The 20,215-nt window shown below is 69.8% G+C and carries 13 protein-coding genes; 8 read left to right on the top strand and 5 right to left on the bottom strand.

The window, feature by feature from the left end; translation table 11 throughout:
* Positions 1-143: 143 nt before the first annotated feature.
* The 3 genes from DTO57_RS08195 to cydC are packed head-to-tail and all read left to right on the top strand — an operon-like array spanning position 144 to position 6,299.
* Complete coding sequence (locus DTO57_RS08195) at positions 144-1,724, top strand: cytochrome ubiquinol oxidase subunit I (protein ID WP_114117717.1); 1,581 nt, start codon at positions 144-146, stop codon at positions 1,722-1,724.
* 12 nt (positions 1,725-1,736) lie between these two features.
* Positions 1,737-2,777: a cytochrome d ubiquinol oxidase subunit II gene (gene cydB, locus DTO57_RS08190; protein WP_114117716.1), complete on the top strand. Its 1,041-nt coding sequence runs from the start codon at positions 1,737-1,739 to the stop codon at positions 2,775-2,777.
* 24 nt (positions 2,778-2,801) lie between these two features.
* Positions 2,802-6,299 carry a thiol reductant ABC exporter subunit CydC gene (gene cydC / locus DTO57_RS08185; RefSeq protein ID WP_114117715.1) on the top strand — a complete coding sequence of 1,166 codons (3,498 nt, stop codon included), beginning with the start codon at positions 2,802-2,804 and terminating at the stop codon, positions 6,297-6,299.
* Between the two features lie 19 nt (positions 6,300-6,318).
* On the opposite strand, the gene tkt is transcribed toward cydC, so the two are convergent.
* Positions 6,319-8,379 carry a transketolase gene (gene tkt, locus DTO57_RS08180; protein WP_114117714.1) on the bottom strand — a complete coding sequence of 687 codons (2,061 nt, stop codon included), beginning with the start codon at positions 8,377-8,379 and terminating at the stop codon, positions 6,319-6,321.
* Between the two features lie 169 nt (positions 8,380-8,548).
* On the opposite strand from tkt, the gene DTO57_RS08175 reads away from it, so the two are divergent.
* The 5 genes from DTO57_RS08175 to DTO57_RS08155 all read left to right on the top strand — a co-directional run bounded on the left by DTO57_RS08175 (position 8,549) and on the right by DTO57_RS08155 (position 12,171).
* On the top strand, positions 8,549-9,304 hold the full coding sequence (locus DTO57_RS08175) for a GntR family transcriptional regulator (RefSeq protein ID WP_114117713.1): 756 nt from the start codon (positions 8,549-8,551) through the stop codon (positions 9,302-9,304).
* The gene (locus DTO57_RS08170; RefSeq protein ID WP_114117712.1) at positions 9,301-9,762 is read left to right on the top strand and encodes a PTS sugar transporter subunit IIA; all 462 of its coding nucleotides are present in this window, start codon (positions 9,301-9,303) and stop codon (positions 9,760-9,762) included. The genes DTO57_RS08175 and DTO57_RS08170 overlap by 4 nt, the downstream gene beginning before the upstream one ends.
* On the top strand, positions 9,759-10,049 hold the full coding sequence (locus DTO57_RS08165; protein ID WP_114117711.1) for a PTS sugar transporter subunit IIB: 291 nt from the start codon (positions 9,759-9,761) through the stop codon (positions 10,047-10,049). Before DTO57_RS08170 ends, DTO57_RS08165 begins: the two co-directional genes overlap by 4 nt.
* Before the next feature lie 37 nt (positions 10,050-10,086).
* Complete coding sequence (locus DTO57_RS08160) at positions 10,087-11,466, top strand: PTS ascorbate transporter subunit IIC (protein ID WP_114117710.1); 1,380 nt, start codon at positions 10,087-10,089, stop codon at positions 11,464-11,466.
* A gap of 69 nt (positions 11,467-11,535) precedes the next feature.
* On the top strand, positions 11,536-12,171 hold the full coding sequence (locus DTO57_RS08155; RefSeq protein WP_114117709.1) for an HAD-IA family hydrolase: 636 nt from the start codon (positions 11,536-11,538) through the stop codon (positions 12,169-12,171).
* 3 nt (positions 12,172-12,174) lie between these two features.
* Here DTO57_RS08155 and DTO57_RS08150 read toward each other — a convergent pair whose 3' ends face one another.
* The 4 genes from DTO57_RS08150 to DTO57_RS08135 all read right to left on the bottom strand — a co-directional run bounded on the left by DTO57_RS08150 (position 12,175) and on the right by DTO57_RS08135 (position 20,177).
* Positions 12,175-12,849, bottom strand: a complete 675-nt coding sequence (locus DTO57_RS08150; RefSeq protein WP_114117708.1) for a YceI family protein — start codon at positions 12,847-12,849, stop codon at positions 12,175-12,177.
* Positions 12,850-13,433: 584 nt separating this feature from the next.
* Positions 13,434-16,232: a hypothetical protein gene (locus tag DTO57_RS08145; protein ID WP_114117707.1), complete on the bottom strand. Its 2,799-nt coding sequence runs from the start codon at positions 16,230-16,232 to the stop codon at positions 13,434-13,436.
* A complete protein-coding gene (locus DTO57_RS08140; protein WP_114117706.1) occupies positions 16,229-18,070 on the bottom strand; it encodes an HSP90 family protein in 1,842 nt (613 codons plus the stop codon). The genes DTO57_RS08145 and DTO57_RS08140 overlap by 4 nt, the downstream gene beginning before the upstream one ends.
* Before the next feature lie 145 nt (positions 18,071-18,215).
* A complete protein-coding gene (locus DTO57_RS08135; RefSeq protein WP_114117705.1) occupies positions 18,216-20,177 on the bottom strand; it encodes a M13 family metallopeptidase in 1,962 nt (653 codons plus the stop codon).
* Between the last annotated feature and the right edge of the window lie 38 nt (positions 20,178-20,215).

The following is a 20,215-nucleotide window of genomic DNA, read 5'->3' as shown; positions in this document are numbered from 1 at the left end:
CTCCCCCTCGTATCAGTGATGAACTCTCATTCTACCGCGTGTCGAAGTAAGATCTACACAACGTCGAAATAGTTCTACAAGCCGTAGAAAATGTCGTACGCTGGTGTCGACCACTTCTACACGTCGTAGAAAAGGAGTCCCGCGTGGATCCCCTAGACATTGCCCGCTGGCAGTTCGGCATCACGACCGTCTACCACTTCCTCATGGTGCCGCTCACCCTGGGCCTCGGCATGACCGTCGCCATCATGCACAGCATGTGGGTGAAGACGGGGCAGGATCGATTCCTGCGAGCCACCAAGTTCTGGGGCAAGCTCTACCTCATCAACTTCATCGTCGGCGTCGCCACGGGCCTCGTGCAGGAGTTCCAATTCGGCATGGCGTGGAGCGAATACTCCCGCTTCGTCGGCGACGTGTTCGGTGCCCCGCTCGCGATGGAGGGCCTGCTCGCGTTCTTCGTCGAGTCGTCGTTCCTCGGCGTGTGGATCTTCGGGTGGGGCCGGATCCGCAAGGGCCTGCACCTCGCGGCCCTCTGGTGTGCGGTCATCGGATCGTGGCTCAGCGCCTACTTCATCATCGTCGCGAACTCGTGGATGCAGCACCCCGTCGGCGTCGAGATGGGCGACGACGGCCGCCCCGTCATGACCGACGTCTGGGCCGTGCTCACCAACAACACCGCGATCGCGGCCTACACGCACACGATCTTCGGCGCGCTCGTCGTCGCCGGCATGTTCCTGCTCGGCATCAGCTGGTACCACCTGTGGCGCCGCCGCCACGACGGCGTCGACACCGTCGACGAGAACGGCCGTGTGATCGTCGGCGACGGAACCGCCCAGGGGCTCGACAAGAAGGGCCGCGACAAGGCCGATCACGGCCTGTGGATCTGGTCGCTTCGCCTCGGCGCGGTCGTCGCGATACTCGGCTTCGCCGGCACCGTCATCACGGGCGACGTGCAGGGCAAGCTCATGTACGAGCAGCAGCCCATGAAGATGGCGGCCGCGGAGGCCGCCTGCCACACCGGCGGATCCTTCTCGGTGCTCTCGATCGGCGACCCCGGCGGCACCTGCGACGACGTGACGGCGCTCATCGAGATCCCCGGCGTGCTCGGCTTCCTCGGCACGGGCGAGTGGGGCGCCGACATGCCCGGCATCAACGACCTCGAGCCCGAGTACATCGAGCAGTACGGCGCGACGCTGCCCGACAACCCCGTCTATGGCGAGCGCGCCGGCCAGACGATCGACTACGTGCCGACGATGTGGGTGACCTACTGGGGCTTCCGCCTCATGATCGGCCTCGGCGGCATCGTCGCGGGCGCAGCCGTCATCGCGCTGTGGCTGACCCGCAAGGGCACCGTGCCGCGGTCGCCGTGGATCATGCGCCTCGCGATCCTCGGCATCATCGCCCCGTTCGCAGCGAACATCGCGGGCTGGATCTTCACCGAGATGGGCCGCCAGCCGTTCGTCGTCGCTCCCAACCCCGACGCGACGGGCATCGACCAGGTGTTCATGTACACCGCCGCCGCGGTCTCCCCCGGTGTGACGGCCGGAGAGCTGCTCTTCTCGGTCATCGCCCTGACCCTTGTCTACGCCGTGATTCTCGTCTTCGAGCTGTTCCTGCTCGTGAAGTACGTGCGCGGCGGCGCGGCGAGCGCCATGCCCGAGCTGACCCACGACGATCACCACGACGACAAGACCGATCGCGACGACGTGCTCGCGTTCGCGTACTAAGGAAGGCCCGACATGGATATCCTCCCCATCATCTGGTTCGTCGCGATCGGCGTGCTCTGGATCGGCTTCCTCGCGCTCGAGGGCTTCGACTTCGGCGTCGGCATGCGCGTGCTCTTCGCGACGAAGAGCGAGAAGGAGCGTCGCACGATGCTCAACACCATCGGCCCCGTCTGGGACGGCAACGAGGTGTGGCTCATCACGGCGGGCGCCGCGATCTTCGCGGCCTTCCCCGCCTGGTACGCGTCGCTCTTCTCGGCCCTCTACGTGCCGCTGACGATCACCCTGCTGGCGCTGATCGCCCGCGCCGTTGCGATCGAGTTCCGCGGCAAGGTGCACGACCCGCGCTGGGCGCGCTTTTGGACGTGGTGCCTGGGTCTCGGATCCGCCGTGAGCGCCTTCTGCATCGGCGCGGCCCTCGCACTGACCTCGACCGGCCTGCCGATCGATGCCAACGGCGACCGCGTGGGCGGCCCGTTCGTCTGGCTCTCGTTCCCCGCGATCCTCGGCGGCGTCGCCGTCGTGTGCTTCGCGTTCGCGCACGGATCCGCGTTCCTCGCCCTCAAGACCGACGGCGAGATCCGCGAGCGCACGGCCCGGTTCAGCGCGACCTGGGGCCCCGTGCTGCTCATCCCCGCCGCGGGCTGGGCGCTGTGGGTGCAGTTCGCGCACGGCGGCGGCTGGTGGCTGTCGTGGGCGCTCGTCGTGCTCGCCGTCGCGAGCGCCGTGCACGCCTGGTTCTATGCGCGCAAGCGCCGCGAGGGCATGTCGTTCGCGGGCTACGTGGGCTTCATCGTCTTCGGTGCCGGCTCGATCTTCGCGGGCATGTTCCCGCAGGTGCTGCCGTCGACGATCGACGACGCGTTCAGCCTGACGCTGACGAACGCCTCGAACAGCCCCTACACGCTGACGGTCATGTCGGTCGTCGCCGCCATCGGCCTGCCGCTCGTGATCGCGTACCAGTCGTGGTCGTACTGGGTGTTCCGGAAGCGCCTCACGCCCGGCATGATTCCCGAGCCGCACATCGTGGTTCCCGCCATCCTGCGCGCAAAGTGACCCCGGATCCGGCATAGTCACACCATGGAGTCTCCTCGCCCGGACCTCGGTCCGGTACCGAAACCCGCCCTCGCGGCGCTCGGCATCCTCGCGGCCCTCAAGGCGCTCGGCCTCGTGCTCGTCGCGGGCGCGATCGCCGCGGGCATCGCGGGGCTCGCCGACGGCGACCTCGACGCCGGCTTCGTCGCGGCCCTTGGATCCGCGGGCGCGATCGTGCGCGCGCTCGCGGGCTGGGGCACGAAGGTCGTGGCGGCGCGCGTCGCGATCGCCGTGAAGCAGGACCTGCGCGGGCAGCTGTGGGACCGCATCGTCGGCGGCGACGCGGAGGGCGCCGAGGGCGCCGACTCCGACGCCGACCGGCCCGTGGATCCGGCCCGCATCTCCGAGGGCAGCGAGCGCGAGGGATCCGTCGCGGTGCTCGCGACCGACGGCCTCGACGACCTCGACGACTACTTCTCGCAGAGCCTGCCGGCCATGATCCAGGCGGTCGTCGTGCCGCTTCTCGTGGGCGCGCGGATCCTCGGCGCCGACTGGCTGAGCGCCCTCATTATCGTGCTGACGATTCCGCTCGTGCCGCTGTTCATGATCCTCATCGGCAAGCACACGCAGGAGAAGACCGACGAGGCCACGGGCTCGCTCGCGCGCCTCGCGAACCACCTGACCGAGCTCGCCCGCGGCCTGCCGGTGCTCGTCGGCCTCGGCCGGGTCGAGGAGCAGTCGCGCGCCCTCGGCGACATCCAGGGCGAGTACCGCCGCCGCACCCAGATCACCCTGCGCACCGCCTTCCTCTCGGCGCTCGCGCTCGAGCTCATCTCGACGATCTCGGTCGCGCTCGTCGCCGTCGTGCTCGGCCTGCGCCTCATGAACGGCACCGTCGGGCTCGAGGCCGCACTCCTCGCCCTCATCCTCGCGCCTGAATGCTTCCAGGCGATGCGCGAGCTCGGATCCGCCTTCCACTCCTCGCAGAACGGCGCGAGCGCGCTCGCGCGCGTCAAACGGATCCTCGGCGGCGCCCGCCGCGGCGACGTGCGCGGGGCGCGCCTGAACGTCGTCGCCCGGCAGGGCGGATCCGCCGTGCGGGCGCTCACACGGCCCGTTCCGGTCACGAGGCTCCCGGAGGGGTTCCCCTCGCTCTCCGAGGTCGTCGCCCAGCTCGCCGAGCCGGGCGAGCGCACCGCCGAGCACGCGCCGACGACGATCGTCGTGCACGAGCTGTGGGTGCGCCACGAGGGGCGCGAGAGCCCCACGCTCGAGCGCTTCTCGGCGCAGATCGGCGGCATCACGGCCGTTTCCGGGCCCAGCGGATCCGGCAAGTCGACGCTGCTGAAGGCCCTCGCGGGCGCGCTGCCCTCGTCGGCGCACGCGTCCGGCTGGATCGTCGGAGTCGACGCCGAGCGCACCGCCTACGCGCCGCAGACCCCGCGCGCGTTCACGGCGACGCCGTGGGACGAGCTCGCGCTGTACGGCGCCGAGGATCCGGGTGCCCTGCTCGCCGAGGTCGGCCTCGAACGCCGCGCCGACGCCGCGACCGCCGAGCTGAGCCCCGGCGAGCAGCGCCGCCTCGCGGTCGCCCGCGCCCTCGCGCGCGTCGACGACGGCGCGACCCTGCTGATCCTCGACGAGCCGACGGCGCACCTCGACCGCGAGTCGGCCGAGCTCGTGCGAGACGCGATCCGGTGCCGCGCGAAGCGCGCGACCGTCGTCCTCGCGACGCACGAGCCCGAGACGCTCGCGCTCGCCGACCGCATCGTCGGCGTCGCGCCCCTCGCCGACGAAGTGCTCGCCCCGATCGCGCCCGCACCCGTCGGGGTTCCACTATCGACCGGCCCCATCAAGATCGCCGGCGGCCCCGAGTCCCAGGCCATCGAGCTGCCGAAGTTGCGCGGCCCCGGCCACCGCGCCCTCTCGCGCGAGGGAGCCCGCGCCCGCCGCGAGATCGCATCCCTTTTGAGGCCCGACGCGCTCCGCTGGGCGCTCGGCGCGCTGCTCGCCTTCGTCACGACCGGAATGGGCCTCGCCCTCACGGCCGTCTCGGGCTGGCTCATCGTGCGCTCGAGCATCGAAGAGTTCATCATGTACCTGCTCGTCGCGATCGTCGGCGTGCGATTCTTCGGCATCGGCCGCGCCGTCAGCCGCTACGCCGAGCGCCTCGCGACGCACGCCGCGTCGTTCTCGACCGTCGACCGCCTGCGCCTGAAGCTGTGGCGCGGGGTCGCGGCCCGCGGCGCCGGATCCCGCCGCCTGCTCGAGGGCGGATCGCCCGTCGACTACCTCGTCACGATCGCCGACGACCTCCGCGACCAGCTGCCGCGCATCATCCCGGCGCTCGTCGCGGGGCTGCTCGCGATCGTCGGCATCGTCGTGACGACGGCGCTCGTCGCGCCCGGCCTCGCGGTTCCGGTCGCCCTCGCGCTGGTCTTCGCGACCGCGCTCGGCAGCGCGATCGCGGTGTGGGCCGCCCGCGGATCCATGCGCACCCGCGTCAAGGAGCGCTCGGCGCTCGCCCGCGGCACCGCGTCGCTCGCCCTCGCGGCCGACGACCTCCGCGCCAACGGGCGCGCCGTGCCCGCGATCGCGCGGCTCGATCGCGCGGCCGACCGGCTCGCGCGTGCGGAGCGCGGATCCGCCTGGTGTGCCGGGCTCGCCGACGCCGTCGTCGTGCTCGCCTGCTCGGCGCTCGCGGCCGGCGCTCCCCTGCTCGCGGGCGGGCTCGCGGCGGAGTTCGCGTGCGTCGTCGCGCTGCTCGCGCTCGCGGCCGTCGAGCCGCTGACGGGGCTCGTCGGCGCCTGCCACCGCCTGCCCGCGCTGCGCGAACTCGCCCTGCGCATCGCGCCGCTCGCCGAGGATCCGACCCCCGTCATGACGGGCGAGACGCCCATCCCGCGGCCCGTGTCGTCGGTCGTGCTCGACGACGTCGCCGCCGCGTATCCGGGCCAGGCGGTGCCCGTCTTCCGGCACGTGTCGGGCGAGGTCGCGCCCGGCGAATGGCTCGTCGTTTCCGGCCCCAGCGGATCCGGAAAATCGACCCTGCTGTCGGTGCTCATGGGCTCGCTCGCCGCCGCCGAGGGCGCCGTCTACGCCTCGGGCATCTCGCTCGCCCGCGCGGAGGCGGACAGCTGGCGGGACGCCGTCGCGTGGTGCCCGCAGGACGCGTACGTGTTCGACTCGCGGATCCGCGCGAACCTCGCGATCGCGCGATCGCGCGAGAACGCCCCCACAGACGACGAGATGACCGACGCGCTCGCACGCGTCGGCCTCTCGCTCGGGCTCGACACCCGGGTCGGTGCCGGCGGATCCGCGCTCTCGGGCGGCGAACGCCAGCGGCTCGCGGTCGCCCGCGCCCTGCTCACGAGCGCCGAGGTGATCCTGCTCGACGAGCCCGCCGCCCACCTCGACCGGCCCACCGCCGAGGCGATGATGGCCGACATCCGCCGCGCCACCGCCGACCGCATCGTGGTGCTGGTGTCGCACCGCCCCGACGCGCAGGCGCCGGAGGGTGCGACGGTGATTTCGTTGGGGTGAGTTACCCCAACACCTCGCGTCAGTCGCGCGTTGACACGCGCTTCGCGGCGACGACGACGTGGCTGACGGTGATCCCTCGCGCGGCGAGCGCCTCGTCGGCGGGTGCGGAAAGGCCGAACTCGTCGATGCCAACGATCTCGCCCGCAGGGCCCGCAATGTCGTGCCAACCGAACGAGGACGCGGCCTCGACGACGACGCGTGCGCTCAGGGACGCGGGCAGGATCAACTCGCGATACTCGGCGGACTGAGCGGTGAACCACTCGCGGCTCGGCATGGAGATGACGCGTGCCTCGATTCCCTCGGCGGCCAGCTCGTCTGCAGCGACCAACGCGACCGCAACCTCGCTGCCCGTCGCGATGAGCACGACGTCGGGCGTCGCGGTGTTCCGCACGATGTAGGCGCCGCGGCGCACTCCCTCGGCAACCTCTGCTGCTGGGATATCGAGCACGGGCACGCCCTGGCGGCCGAGCACAAGGCCCACGGGTTGCTCCTTCTCCAGAACCGCGGCCCAGGCGGCAACCGTCTCATTGGCATCGGCGGGCCGTACGACGGTAAAACCGGGGATCGCGCGCAACGAGGCGAGGTGCTCGATGGGCTGGTGCGTCGGGCCGTCCTGTCCCAGTGCAACCGAGTCGTGCGACCAGATGTACGTCACGGGCAGTTGCATGAGCGAAGCCAAGCGGATGGAGGGGCGCTGGTAGTCGCTGAACACGAGGAACGTGCCCGCGAAAACGCGCCAACCGCCGGCGAGGGCGATGCCGTTCATCGCGGCCGCCATGCCGTGTTCGCGCACGCCCCAGTGAATGTTCCGACCGCGCAGGGTGCCGAGCGAGGTCGACTCGGGCAGGAAGGATCCGCCACCTGTGATCGCCGTGCGGTTGGGCTCGGCCAGGTCGGCGGATCCGCCCCAGAGGCCGGGAACCTGGGCCGCGATGGCCTGGATCGCCGCGCCGGAAGCATCGCGCGTCGAGACTGATGCCCCGGGCTCGTACGTGGGCATCGCCGCCGCGAGACCGGAGGGGACTTCGCGCCGCAGGAAGGCCGCGTGGCGGTCTGCCCTTACGGGATCCGCCTCGCGCCATGCGCTGACGCGGGCGTCCCACTCGCGCCGCAGCTCAGCGCCCCGGGATACGACATCGTCGATGCCCGCGTGGACCGATTCCGGCACCTCGAAGGGTTCAAGATCGGAGCCGAGTGCCGTGCGCAGGTTCGCAACCTCGGCGCCGCCGAGGGGTGCACCGTGCGAGCCAGCCGTACCCACTGCGTTCGGGGCGGGGAACGCAATCTGCGACTTCAGGATCACGAGGCGAGGCTTATCGAGGGGGCGCTCGGCGCGGAGCGCGGCATCGAGACCCGCGACGTCGATGTCGCCGTCCGCCGCGAGGCCGACGGTGAGAACATGCCATCCCTGCGCCTCAAAGCGCTGGGCCACGTTTTCCGAGCTCGTGAGGCGGGTGTCGCCCTCGATCTGGATGTCGTTGTCGTCGTATACGACGGTGAGGTTTCCGAGGCTCATGCGGCCGGCGATCGCGCCGGCCTCATAGGAGAGACCTTCCTGCAGATCTCCGTCCGAGGCGAGCACCCAGACGTGCCGGTCGAAGGGTGAGCTCACGCCGTCCTCGTCGAACTCGGCGCGCTCGTGAGCGAATGCCATCGCGGTTCCCACGGCAGTGGCGAGGCCCTGACCGAGCGGGCCCGTCGTGGTCTCCACGCCCGCAGTGTGGCCGTACTCGGGATGACCGGGCGTTCGTGAGCCGAGGGTGCGGAAGGCCTTCAGGTCGTCGATCGTGACGTCGTAGCCGCTCAGGTGAAGCTGCGTGTAGAGCAGGATGCTCGCGTGACCGCAGGACAGCACAAAGCGATCGCGGCCGGCCCACTCCGGATCGCGCGGATCGTGGCGGATGTGGTTGCGGAAGAGCAGGGTGGCGACCGGCGCGAGAGCGATCGCGGTGCCGGGGTGACCCGAGGCGGCCTTCTCGACCGCGTCCGCCGAGAGTAGGCGGGCCGTCGTGACAGTCAGAGGGTCGATGAGTCCGCCCCATGCGGTCGAGGAATCGGTGGGAGCGTGCGTCGTTGTCATGAGCTTCCTTTCGTCCAAGTGATTATGACGTCATGATCTCTTGGGATGCAAGTCTCCCGTTTTTACGAAGATTCAACGAACCCTTGCGGTTTACCTCTGATTCATGTCATCATGTCGTCATAATCACTTTCTACCCGTGACGACGCGGTAGGGCAGCGAGGAGGCAGCCTTGGACAGTTCAACCGGCACGAGCAAGTACCGTGCCGTGCGTGACCACCTGGTCGAACGCATCGGCACGATGCGCGTCGGCGACCGGCTTCCGTCGGAGAAGGAACTCTGCGAGGAGCTCGGCGTGAGCCGCATCACCCTGCGGCACGCCGTCGACGGCCTCGTACAAGACGGTCGGCTCGCCCGCGAGCACGGACGCGGCACCTTCGTCAGCGCGCCCAAGCCGGGGATCCACTACCCCGAACGGTTCGCCGACATCGTCACCGGCTTCCACCGCCAGCAAACAAGCGCCGGGCACACGGTAGCAACCCGGGTGCTTCGCCAGGAGCTCGTGGCGGCCGACAACGAGATTGCGCGCTTGCTCGATGTGCCGTCGGGTGCACGGGTCGTCGAGCTTGTCCGCCTGCGCTTCGTCAACGGGCAGCTCCACCAGCACGTGGTCACGTACCTGCCCCACGACCGCTTCCCCGAGTGCGCCTCCGCCGACTTCACGACGGGATCGCTCTTCGACTACCTACACGAGAGATACGGAGTCGTGCTGTCGCGCAACGACATGCGAGTCGGGGTCGAGGAAGCAACGGCAGACGTCGCGCTCAACCTCGAGGTCGCGCCCTCTCTGCGGCTCCTCGCCGTCGCATCGACGGTGTATGACCAGGATGGTCACCCGGTCGCCCACGGAGTCGCCCGACACACTCCCCTCAATAGCGAGATCGAACTCAGCCTGCGCGTCGCGGGCCCGACGCCCCAGGAGGCATGACCCGAATGCTCACTTCTCACCTCAACGAGAGCACCCTCCTCTTCGCGGAAGAGCTCCCGGGCTGGCGCGACGCCATCGAACTCGTTAGCACGCCGCTGCTCGAGCAGGGCCGCATAAGCCGCGACTATGTCGACGCGATGCTCGAGTCGATCGCCGCGGGTGGAACGTACATCGATCTGGGATACGGCATCGCGCTGGCCCACGCCCGCCCCGAGCGCGGCGTGATCGAAACCGGCATGTCAGCGCTCTGGGTGCGCCCCGAGGTGTTGCTGAACGACGAAGAAGCACACCCCATTTCACTATTTGTATGCCTCGCTGCCGCCGACTCCACGAGTCACCTGGCGACGATGGCCGCCCTGGGAGAACTGCTCTCAGATGACGCCGCGCGGGATTCCCTCCTCGCGGCAACCACCACCGCCGATGCACTGGCGGTCCTCACGGCAGGAGAAAACCGATGACAAAGAAGTTCCTCGCAGTCTGCAGCACCGGCCTCGGCTCGAGCTTTATGGTCCACATGAACATCGAGAAGGTCCTTAAGGAGCTGGAGATCTCCGGTGTCACCGTCGATCACGCAGACCTCGGCTCGGTCGCAAACGGCGACGCAGACGCGGTATTCGTCGGCCGCGACATCGCCGATGCCGCCCAGCACCTCGGGGACGTCGTCGTCCTCGACAGCATCATCGACCTCGGCGAACTGCGCGAGAAGGTTGCCGCAGCAGCCCAGCGCCACGGCCTCAGCGCCTAGTCCCGCGGACACCTGACAAGGAAAGGAAGCATCTGACATGGATGCGCTCGTCGATGTCCTCCTAGACATCTTCACTCAGCCCTCGGTCATCGTCGCGCTGATCGCCCTCGTCGGCCTCGCCGTACAGGGCAAGTCATTCAGCGATGTGCTGAAGGGCACGATCCGCACGCTCGTAGGATTCCTCGTACTCGCGGCCGGAGCAGGCGTCGTCGTTGACGCCCTGGATCCGTTCGGCGTCATGTTCCAGCACGCGTTCAACGTGCAGGGAACAGTGCCGAACAACGAGGCGATCATCGCGCAGGTGCTCCTCGACTACGGCTCGGCAGCGGCGCTGATCTTCTTCTTCGGAATGATCGTCAACATCGTGCTCGCTGCGACCACGCGATTCAAGTACGTTTACCTCTCTGGGCACGTCGCGTTCTATATCGCCGGTATGTTCGCCGTGATCCTGGGCGTCGCTGGCTTCGAACCGTGGGCCGTCGTGCTGTGGGGCTCGCTCGCTCAGGGCATCTACATGGTCGTGTCGCCCGCCCTCGTGCAGCCCTTCATGCGCCGCGTGACCGGCAGCGACGACGTTGCGCTCGGTCACACCGGCGGCCTCGGCATCGCGCTCGGCGGCCTCGTCGCCTTGCTCACCCGCGGCAAGGGCGGTTCGAAGTCGACTGAGGACCTGAACTTCCCGAAGGGGCTCAGCTTCCTCCGCGACACGACGGTGATCGTGGCGCTCTCGATGGCCGTGATCTACATCATCGTGGGATTCTTCGCCGGCGCCTCGTTCATCGAGAACGAGCTGTCGGGCGGCCAGAACTTCACCGTCTACCTGTTCCTGCGCGCTGCGACGTTCTCGGCCGGAGTCTTCATTATCCTCGCGGGCGTCCGCGTCGTGCTCGCCGAGATCGTGCCCGCGTTCAAGGGCGTCTCCGAGAAGCTCGTAAAGAACGCAAAGCCCGCACTCGACGTGCCGATCGTGTTCACGTTCGCGCCGAACGCCGTGCTCGTCGGCTTCCTCGCCAGTTTCGTCGGCGGTATCGTCGGCATGCTCGGCATGGTCGCGCTCGGCACGACGATCGTCGTCCCCGGTGTCGTCGCGCACTTCATGACGGGTGCCGCCGCCGGTGTCATCGGCAACGCGGCCGGCGGTCGCCGCGGTGCCGTAATCGGCGCGTTTGTGAACGGACTCGCGATCACCTTCCTGCCGCTGTTCCTGCTCCCGGTCCTCGGCGAGATCGGGTTCTCCAACGCGACGTTCTCCGACTCCGACTACGGCGTGTTCGGCCTCCTCCTCGGCGGCCTCTCGCTCGCCGGCGGCCAGGTCGCGATCATCGTGGGCATCGTCGTCGCCATCGTGGCGCTCTACGTGATCAGCTTCGCGATGCGTAAGCGCGCGGTCGCCACCGTCCCGACGGCACAGAGCTAAGCGGGATCCCGCATACACACCACCCCGCGGGGCGCCTCCGGGCGTCCCGCGGCTTTTCTCGGAACAACCATGACTTCGCTACGTTTCCCGGTCAACGGGATCCTTTTCGACTGTGACGGCGTCCTCGTCGATTCGCTCGAGCCAGCCGCTGTCGCATGGGACCGATGGGCAGCTACTTACTCGCCTGGATACGACTTCCGCACGCAGGTAAGCCACGGGGTCCGCGCGGCCGACACTGTCGCTGAACTTGTCGCCCCCGACGTTTTGAGTGCCGCGATCGCCGCGCTGGAAGAAGAGGAGGTTCGCGGTGCCGACCTCACGAAGCCGATCGCGGGATCCGTGGCCCTCACCAGGTCGCTGCCCGCGCACGTCTGGGCGGTCGTCACCTCGGCGGCGCGACGCCTCGCCGTCGCGCGCCTGGCGGCCTCCGGGCATCCTATCCCCAAGGAGCTCGTCGCCGCCGAGGACGTCGAGGCCGGCAAACCATCACCTGATCCGTATCTGCTCGGGGCGCGCCTTCTCGGCCTGGATCCGGATACATGCGTGGTCTTCGAAGATGCCCCGGCCGGCGTGCTCGCTGCACGCCGCGCCGGGGTCCGCTTCGTTATCGGCGTCGGCGATCACTTGGAGGACGCCGAGGTGGACGCGCGCGTCGAGGATCTCAGCACCGTCCGATACCTCGACGGCGCAATCCACCTCGGCTAGGCTCTAATCGCGCTCGGCCAGGAAGAGGTCGACCTCGATGCTGCCGGTGTCTTCGACCGACACGAAGCCGAGGTCGGGGGCGGTCACGCCGAAGTCTTCGAAGGTGATCGGGATGCTGCCGACGATCTCGACCTGGTCGTCGTCCATCGCGACCTGCGCGTCGAACGTGACCGCCTGGGTGACGCCGTGAACCGTGATGTCGCCCGACAGGGTCGCGGTCGTCATGCCCGCCTCGAGCTCGACGGGGGTCGTCAACACGAAGGTCGCGGTGGGGTAGGTGTCGGTCTCGAGCGCGGTGTCGCGGAAGTAGCTGTCGCGATTGCTCGAATCGGTCTCAACACTCGCCATGTCGACCGTGATCTCTGCCGACTCGAGCGTGCCCGACTCGATATCCAGCGTTCCGGTCACCTGATCCGTGGATCCGCGAACCGTCACGTCCTGCCCCTGCAACACCTCGTCGACCTGGTACCCGGCCGTGGATCCGTCGGTCACCGTAATCGTGCCCGTGTATGACGCCATCTCGTCGGTCACCTCGCCCGTCGCCGACAGCGTCGGGGCAGGCGCGGTGTTGCTATTGGCCCACTGCGCATACACGCGCGGGCCGATCAACAACACCGCCACCGCGATCACGATGAATGCGATCGCCACGCCGATCCAGATCTTCGCTCGTTTTGCCATGCCTGCCTCCTGGGTCGATATCCAAACGTAGGGACAGAGTAAAAGAGCGTGTCTATCCCCGCGCGGGCAATATCCCCGGAGATCCCTATCACTTCGCTCTGGCGTGGCGGGGTGCGTTCCGGGGGCGCCGGTGCGCCCCCCGGGGCGCTGAGATTCTGACAATCGGGCGAGATTCGCCGGATCCGCAATAATCGTCAGAATCTCGACGGATCGTCAGAACCTCGCCGCACCACGTACGGCCCGGCGCCGTGCCTCGGGCGCAATACGGGCACGCGAGTGAGGCGTGCGCGCGGGCGCACGGCGCCGCGAGGTTCTGACAATCGCGCCAGATTCGCCGGATTCGTGGAAATCGTCAGAATCTCGACTCATTGTCAGAACCTCAGCGCGCAATGTGCGGCCCAGCACCGTGCGCGGGCCCGAAGTGGTGTGGGCGTGACGCGAAGCCCAGGCGCGGGACGCGCGCGGGCGCAGGGCGTCGCGAGGTTCTGACGATCGCGCGAGAATCGCCCAATCCACCAGAATCGTCAGAATCTCGGCCGATCGTCAGAACCTCGGCGCGCCGCGCGAGCGCGGCCGCGCCGCCCCTACAGCAGCCCGCGCAGTTCGTTCGCGTCGGACTCCCGGCCCTGGCCATCGAGCATGGTGGCGAGGCGCATGACGGCGCCGACGTACACTCCCGTGCCCTCCTCGCCGTTGGCGAGCGAGGTACGGTAGCGGGCCTCGGCGCGGGCGATCTCGCCGAGCTCCTCGAGAGCGACGGCCGCGTGCATGTTCGCGACCGCCGCGAGGCCGCCGCCGAACTCAGCGGCGCGATCCGCAGCTCCCTCGAAGACGGCGGCAGCTCCCGCGACGTCCTCCATCTGGCGCAGGCCGATGCCCCGCGAGATCTCGATGTCGACGCCCGCGCCGGCGTTACCGGCCGCGACCGCGATGGACTGCGCCTCGTCGAGATCCTCGGCGCCCTCGGCGTCGCCGAACTGCATGCGCGTCGCGCCCAGGTTGTGCAGGGCCTCGACGAGCGTCCACGGCTCTTCGTCGTCGAGCTTGCGGGCCGCCTCGACGGCCTCCTCGAAGGCCTCGACGGCGTCGGGGTCGCCGTGCTCGCGCTCGAGGTTGCCGAGCGCCGACTGCACGCTGACGATCGCGCGCGGCTGGCCGAGCTCGTCGGCGAGGCCGACGGCCTCCATGTACGAGCGGTAGGCGAGGCCGGGGTCTCCCGCCTCCTGCGCGACCTCGGCGAGCTTCATGAGCGTCGGCAGGATCTCGGCCGGCGCCGCCTCGGCGGCCGACTCGGCGCGGTAGATGTCCTCAAACGTCTCGAGCGCGGCCTGTGCGTACCCGGCGGCGTGCTGCGCGGATCCGAGCTGCCACGTGAGCGACGGGTCCGGTTCGCCCGAGCGCTCCGAGGCGCGCACCGCGAACTCGAGGCGCGCGACCGACTCGTCGAAGCGCCCCGTCTCGGCGAGCATGAGGCCGGCCGTGCGGGCGACCTCGGCGGCGTAGTCGGCCTTGCCCTCGGCCTGCGCCACGTCGGTCAGCAGGCCGTCGAGCAGCTCGATCGCCTCGTCGCGGCGGTCGGCGTGCGCGAGCCCAATCGCGCCGAGACGGCGAAGCTCGCTGGCCGGCTGACCTTCGGCACGCGGATCCTTCAGTGCGGCGAGCGCCGCCTCCCCCGCCTCCGGGCCGCGCTGCGAGTTCAGCAGCGTGACGATGCGGAGGGTCGAGAGGCGCACGAACAGCAGGAACGGATCCTCCTCCGTGAGCGACTCGAGAGCCGCGTCGACGGCGTTGAGGCGGCCGTCGGGGTCGTCGGCGTCGGGCTGTGCGCCGACGGTGAGGAAGGCCGAGAGCAGCCAGGCCCACGCGTCAGGTTCGTCGGCGCCACGGTCTAGCTCGTCAGAAATGGCGGCCGCAGCGCCCTCCTCGGCGCCCGGCGCGGCGAAGCGCCCGAGGCGCTCCTGCGCGTCGGCGAGCTCGCCCCAGCCGGCGGCGCGAAGCGCGTCGATCCGCCGGGCGAGGAGCTCGGCCACGCCGGCCTCGTCGCCGCGCTCGACGGCCGAGTCGATCCGGTCGCTCCAGACGACGGGCGCGAAGCGCGGATCCGTCAGCGCCTTCTCGCGCGCCTCCTCGACCGACACCGCGGAGGCTCCCCACATTTCGCGGCGGCGCGCGAGCGAGGCCCAGCCGCGGGCGTCGCTCGGGAGCGCCTCGTCCGCGACGGCCGCGGGCGTGTAGCCCTCGCCGCCGAAGGGGGCGGGGATCCGCTCGCCGCGCAGCGCCTTGCGGCTCGCGACCTTCGAGGCGGATCCGGTGGTCTGGTCGCGCTCGTCGAGCCGGGTCGCGAGCGCGTCGGCGGTTGCCCACGCGCGCTCGGCGAACTGAGCGGCCGTCAGCACGCCCTCGTGGCCGAGGAGGCGGCGGAGGCCGGCGTCGTCGGATCCGCGGACGGGCACGTCGCCGCGGCCCGCGTCGACCAGCGCGTCGAGCAGCACGGCGACGCGGCTGAGCGTGTGCATCGTGTTGCGCTCGTTGAAGGGCGCGGCGCCGATCGACGGCATGTGGCGCTCGATCATGTCGAGGCCGCGGGTGAGGTTGCCCGAGACGGCGAGGAACGGCAGGTGCTGCGAGAACATCATGCCGTCGGCGTGGTACTGGCGCACGAGGCGGTAAGCCGACGCGTGCATCGCGAGCGCCTCGTCGGTGCGGCCGGCGCGCAGCATCGGCAGGAGCATGGTCGCGTCGACGCGCTCGGGCTCCTCGCCACACGAATAGTTGCCCTCGTGGATCTCCTGCCACAGCGCCATCGCGCGCTCGGGGTCGCCCGAGGCGAGGGCCAAGTCGACGTCGCTCGAGCGCACGCAGGCGTCGCAGTGCGAGTGGTCGTCCTTCGGGTGCAGGTCGCGCTCGGTCGTGACGCGCTGCGCGAGCTCGATGTCGCCGGAGCTCAGCGCCAGGTCGCGGCGCACCTGCAACAGGCCGTGCATGCTGAGGCCCGCCTCGCGGAAGCGGCGCTCGAGGTCGTCGACGACGTTCTCGATCTGCGCGAGCGGGAAGCCCGAGTTCTGCGCGAGGTCGCTCGCCATCCACTTGCCCTGGAAGAGCAGGTCGGCTCCGTCTTCTTCGCCGAAGGGGTCGATCGGGAAGCGCGCCGGATCCGAGTCGTGCTTCGCGACGCACCACCCGTACGACGGAATCATGATCTCGGTGTCGTCGAGCCAGCTCGCCGCCGACGTCAGGCGCATGCGCGCCTTGTAGGCGAGATCCTCGTCGCCCTCCTCGTCGGCGAGGCGCACCGCGAGCTGGGCCGCGGCGAGGCGCTCGGGGCCCATGAAGATGTTGTCGAGGGCCTCAAGGGCCTCGGTTGCAGTCGTCGGCTCGCTCACAGCGCGCCCCCTTCGTGGTCGGTAAAGCCTGCGCTGAGCGACACCATGTCGCCGAGTGCCTGGGTGAGAATGCGTCGGTCGTTGGCCTGCAGCGGGCGCTGCGAGGCGAGGAGGGCCTGCACGTAGAGCAGGCGCACGGTGCGGCTCAGCACGAGCTCGTCGCCGAGGTGGGCGAGGCGCTTCACGAGCGGGCTGCGCCAGTTCAGGCACAGCTGCGCGGCCTGCGCCGCGGCCGGATCCGCCGAGCGGCGCTTGTCGATCAGGTCGCCGACGGATCCGACGATGCCGCCCCAGAGGCCGCCGCCGATATCGCCCTTCACCTGCTCGCGATCGATGCGGCGCTGCACTTCGGGATCCACGACGACGAGCGCCGGGAGCTCTTCGGGCGCGAATTGGCGCGTCGTGACGGCGCACCCGACGTCCGCCAGGGCGGTCGTCGCGCGGGTCTCGAGGTCGACCGCGCGGGCGCGATCATCGAGCGGCACGGGCGCGAGGTCGTCGAGGATGTCGTTGACGCTCGCGCGGCTGACGGGGAGGTCGAGCAGCACGGGCAGGCGGCGCATGATCGCGGCCTGGTGCACGTAACCGCCGTTGACGACGGGGTATCCGTCGCGCGCGACCGCCGCGATCTGGCGGAACTCGTCGACCGACTCGGTGTAGCGCGCCCCGCCGTAGCGCTCGGCGAGCTCGCCGATCGTCATGTCACCCGCCGACGTCTCGACGGGCAGCCACGGCAGCACGGTGCGGGCGAACTCGTCGTCGCCGAGGGTCATCGCCTTGAGCGCGAGGTGGTGCACGCCGAGGAAGCGCTGGAAGACCCACGGCTTCGCGCGCGCCTGCTCGAGGATCCAGGCGCGCACGGCGGATCCGATCTCCTCGCGCGTGTGCTCGAGCGCCGGGGAGTCGACGAACGACTCGCGCGACGCCGTCGGGGCGAGGCCCGTCGTGTCGAGCACGGCGCGGACGAAGAACGCCCACTCGGGCAGCATGTCGTCAACGTGCTCGCTCACGAGCATGCGGCCGAGGTAGACGGTGTTGGCCTGGCGCGCGCCGGGCGGCGGCGCGTAGGGCAAGACGTAGGCGACGCCGCGGGTCGCGGTGCCCTCGATGTTCAGCCGGATGGCGTCGAGGGGGCGCGCGCCCAGCACCTGCTCGCCGAAGGCGAGGAGCTGCTCGCGGTCGTCGGTCAGGAACTCGGGCTCGCGCGACACGCGCCGCCAGGATCCGGTCTCCTCCTGCACGCGCACCGCGACCGGCAGGTAGCGGCCGAAGTGATCGGCGAGCGCCGTCACCTGCTCGCGCGCGAGCATCGCCGCGTCGTCGGGGCGCGGCGCCAGCACGATCTCGGTGCCGATCGGCAGGGCGGCCGTCTCGGCCTCGCCGAGCTCGCGGATCCGGAACTCGCCGGAGGCGTCGCCGACCCACTCAATCGCGGGGGCGCCCTTCGCCGAACGGCTCGTGACGTGGATCCGGTCGCTCACCATGAAGCAGCTGAGCAGCCCGATGCCGAACTGGCCGAGGTAGCCCTCGCGGCGCTCGCCCAGCACGTCGTCGCGCTTCGAGCTGCGGCCCACGGTCGAGAGCAGCTCGGCCGCCTCGTCGGCCGTCAGGCCCACGCCGTCGTCGCGGAAGCGGAACTCCCCCGGCCCCGCCGGGACGATGTCGAGCGTGCCGGCCGGGGCCGACGGATCCAGGTCGTGCCGGGCGCGGATCGCATCGCGGCCGTTCTGCAACAGCTCGCGCAGGAACACCTGCGGGCTGGAGTAGATGTGGCGGCCGAGCAGATCGACCACGCCCCGAAGATCAACCTGGAAAGGACGTGCGGTCGTATCGGTCACTCGTCGATTATGCCGCGGATCCTTTTGCTCCCGGTAACAAACCCGGGCGGCGCGGGGGCGTGCATCGCAAGGCGGAGGAGGGAAGGCGCACCGAGGTGCGTCGACCGATCGACAACGCCGCGAGGCGCGCTCCCGCGCCGTTCGGTCACCAGATGGAGACGCGCTGGTCTGCTGGGAGCCAGAGCTCGTCGGACTCGGTCACGCCGAACGCCTCGTAGAAGGCGTCGATGTTGCGCGAGATCTGGTTGCAGCGGAACTCGTTGGGCGAGTGCGGGTCAACCGTCAGCAGGCGGATCGCCTCGGCGTCGCGGATCGCGAGCTGCCACACCTGCGCGAACGAGAAGAACACGCGCTGCGTGCCGGTGTAGCCGTCGATGACGGGCGACTCGGCGCCGGCGAGCGAGCGCTCGTAGGCCTTCAGCGCGATCGACAGGCCGCCGAGGTCGCCGATGTTCTCGCCGATCGTGAGGGCGCCGTTGACCGTGTGGCTGTCGTCGAGGGCCTTCGGCGAGAGCACGTTGTACTGCTCGATGAGGGCGCGGGTGCGCTCCTCGAACGCCGCGCGGTCGGCGTCGGTCCACCAGTTGTTGAGGGCACCGGATCCGTCGTACTGCGAACCCTGGTCGTCGAAACCGTGACCGATCTCGTGGCCGATGACCGCGCCGATGCCGCCGTAGTTCGCGGCCGCGTCGCGGTTCGGGTCGAAGAACGGGTACTGCAGGATCGCCGCCGGGAACACGATCTCGTTCATGAGCGGGTTGTAGTAGGCGTTGACCGTCTGCGGGCTCATGAACCACTCGTCGCGGTCGATCGGCTTACCGATCTTGCTGAGCTCGCGGTTGTGGCTGAACGCCGACGCGCGGCGCACGTTGCCGACGAGGTCGGCGGGGTCGATCTCGAGGGTCGCGTAGTCGATCCACTTCACGGGGTAGCCGATCTTCGGCACGAAGGTGTCGAGCTTCGCGAGGGCCTTTTCGCGGGTCTCGGGGGTCATCCACTCGAGGCTCGTGATCGACTCGCGGTAGGCCTCGACGACGTTCTGCACGAGCTCGTCCATCTGAGCCTTCGCCGCCGGCGGGAAGTGGCGCTCGACGTAGGCCTTGCCGATGACGTCGCCCAGGGCGCCCTCGGCGAGGCTCACGCCGCGCTTCCAGCGGGCACGCATCTCGGGAACGCCCTGCAGCGTCGTGCCGACGAACGCGAAGTTCTCCTCGATCAGGTCGTCGGTGAGGTACGGGGCGGCCGAGCGCACGATCTTCCAGCGCAGCCACGTCTTCCAATCGGCGAGGTTCTCCTCCGTGAGGAGCCCGCCGAGGCCCGTGAGATAGGAGGGCTGCATGACGTTGACCTCGGCGAAGGCGGCCTCGTCGAGGTCGCCGAGGAGCGCCTTGCGCCACGGCGCCAGGTCGATGCCGGCGAGCTCGACGGCGGCGTCCCAGCTCATGAGGTTGTAACCGGCGACGGCGTCGCGGCTCTTCACGTTGTCCCAGTGGTGGCTCGCGACGAGCGTTTCGAGGGCGAGGATCCGCTTCGCCGCCTCGGCGGGCTCGGCGATCTTCGCGAGCGCGAGCATGCGCTCGACGTGGGCGACGAACGCCTCGCGGATCGGCGCGAAGGAGTCTTCGCGGTAGTACTGCTCGTCGGGCAGCGAGATGCCCGCCTGCGTGAGGAACGGCACGTAGCGCTCGGGGTTGCCCGGATCCGGCTCGATGAAGACGCCGATGACGTTCGTCACGCCCTGGCGGTCGAGCTCGCTGACCGTGCGGAGGAACGCGCTCACGCTGTCGATGCCGTCGACGGCGGCCAGCTGATCCTGGATCGGCTCGAGGCCGAGCGCCGCGATGCGCTCGGTGTCCATGAAGCTCGAGAACACGTCGCCAACCTTGCGGGCCTCGGTGCCCTCGGCGGCCTGCTGCGCCTCCTCGACGATGACCCGCACGTCCTTCTCGGCCTGCTCGGCGAGCTCCATGAAGGATCCCCAGCGAGCCTTGTCGGAGGGGATCTCGGTGCGGTCGAGCCACGCGCCGTTCACGTGGCGGTAGAGGTCGTCTTGTGGACGGATGTCTGCGGAGAAGTCGTCGGATGCGATTCCGGAGGGAAGAGTCATGCCTCCACCCTAAGAGCGGCGCGGGCGGTGTGTCCCAC

The sequence above is a fragment of the Microbacterium sorbitolivorans genome (assembly GCF_003327285.1).
In the GTDB taxonomy this organism is placed as follows: Bacteria; Actinomycetota; Actinomycetes; order Actinomycetales; family Microbacteriaceae; genus Microbacterium; species Microbacterium sorbitolivorans.
This window is presented reverse-complemented; position numbering and strand designations above follow the sequence as displayed.

Excerpts from the sequence above, each read along its gene's own strand:
- cydB (WP_114117716.1), top strand. The coding sequence starts at position 1,737 with ATGGATATCCTCCCCATCATCTGGTTCGTCGCGATCGGCGTGCTCTGG.
- cydC (WP_114117715.1), top strand. The coding sequence starts at position 2,802 with ATGGAGTCTCCTCGCCCGGACCTCGGTCCGGTACCGAAACCCGCCCTC.
- tkt (WP_114117714.1), bottom strand. The coding sequence starts at position 8,379 with ATGACAACGACGCACGCTCCCACCGATTCCTCGACCGCATGGGGCGGA.
- DTO57_RS08170 (WP_114117712.1), top strand. The coding sequence starts at position 9,301 with ATGACCCGAATGCTCACTTCTCACCTCAACGAGAGCACCCTCCTCTTC.
- DTO57_RS08165 (WP_114117711.1), top strand. The coding sequence starts at position 9,759 with ATGACAAAGAAGTTCCTCGCAGTCTGCAGCACCGGCCTCGGCTCGAGC.
- DTO57_RS08160 (WP_114117710.1), top strand. The coding sequence starts at position 10,087 with ATGGATGCGCTCGTCGATGTCCTCCTAGACATCTTCACTCAGCCCTCG.
- DTO57_RS08155 (WP_114117709.1), top strand. The coding sequence starts at position 11,536 with ATGACTTCGCTACGTTTCCCGGTCAACGGGATCCTTTTCGACTGTGAC.
- DTO57_RS08150 (WP_114117708.1), bottom strand. The coding sequence starts at position 12,849 with ATGGCAAAACGAGCGAAGATCTGGATCGGCGTGGCGATCGCATTCATC.
- DTO57_RS08135 (WP_114117705.1), bottom strand. The coding sequence starts at position 20,177 with ATGACTCTTCCCTCCGGAATCGCATCCGACGACTTCTCCGCAGACATC.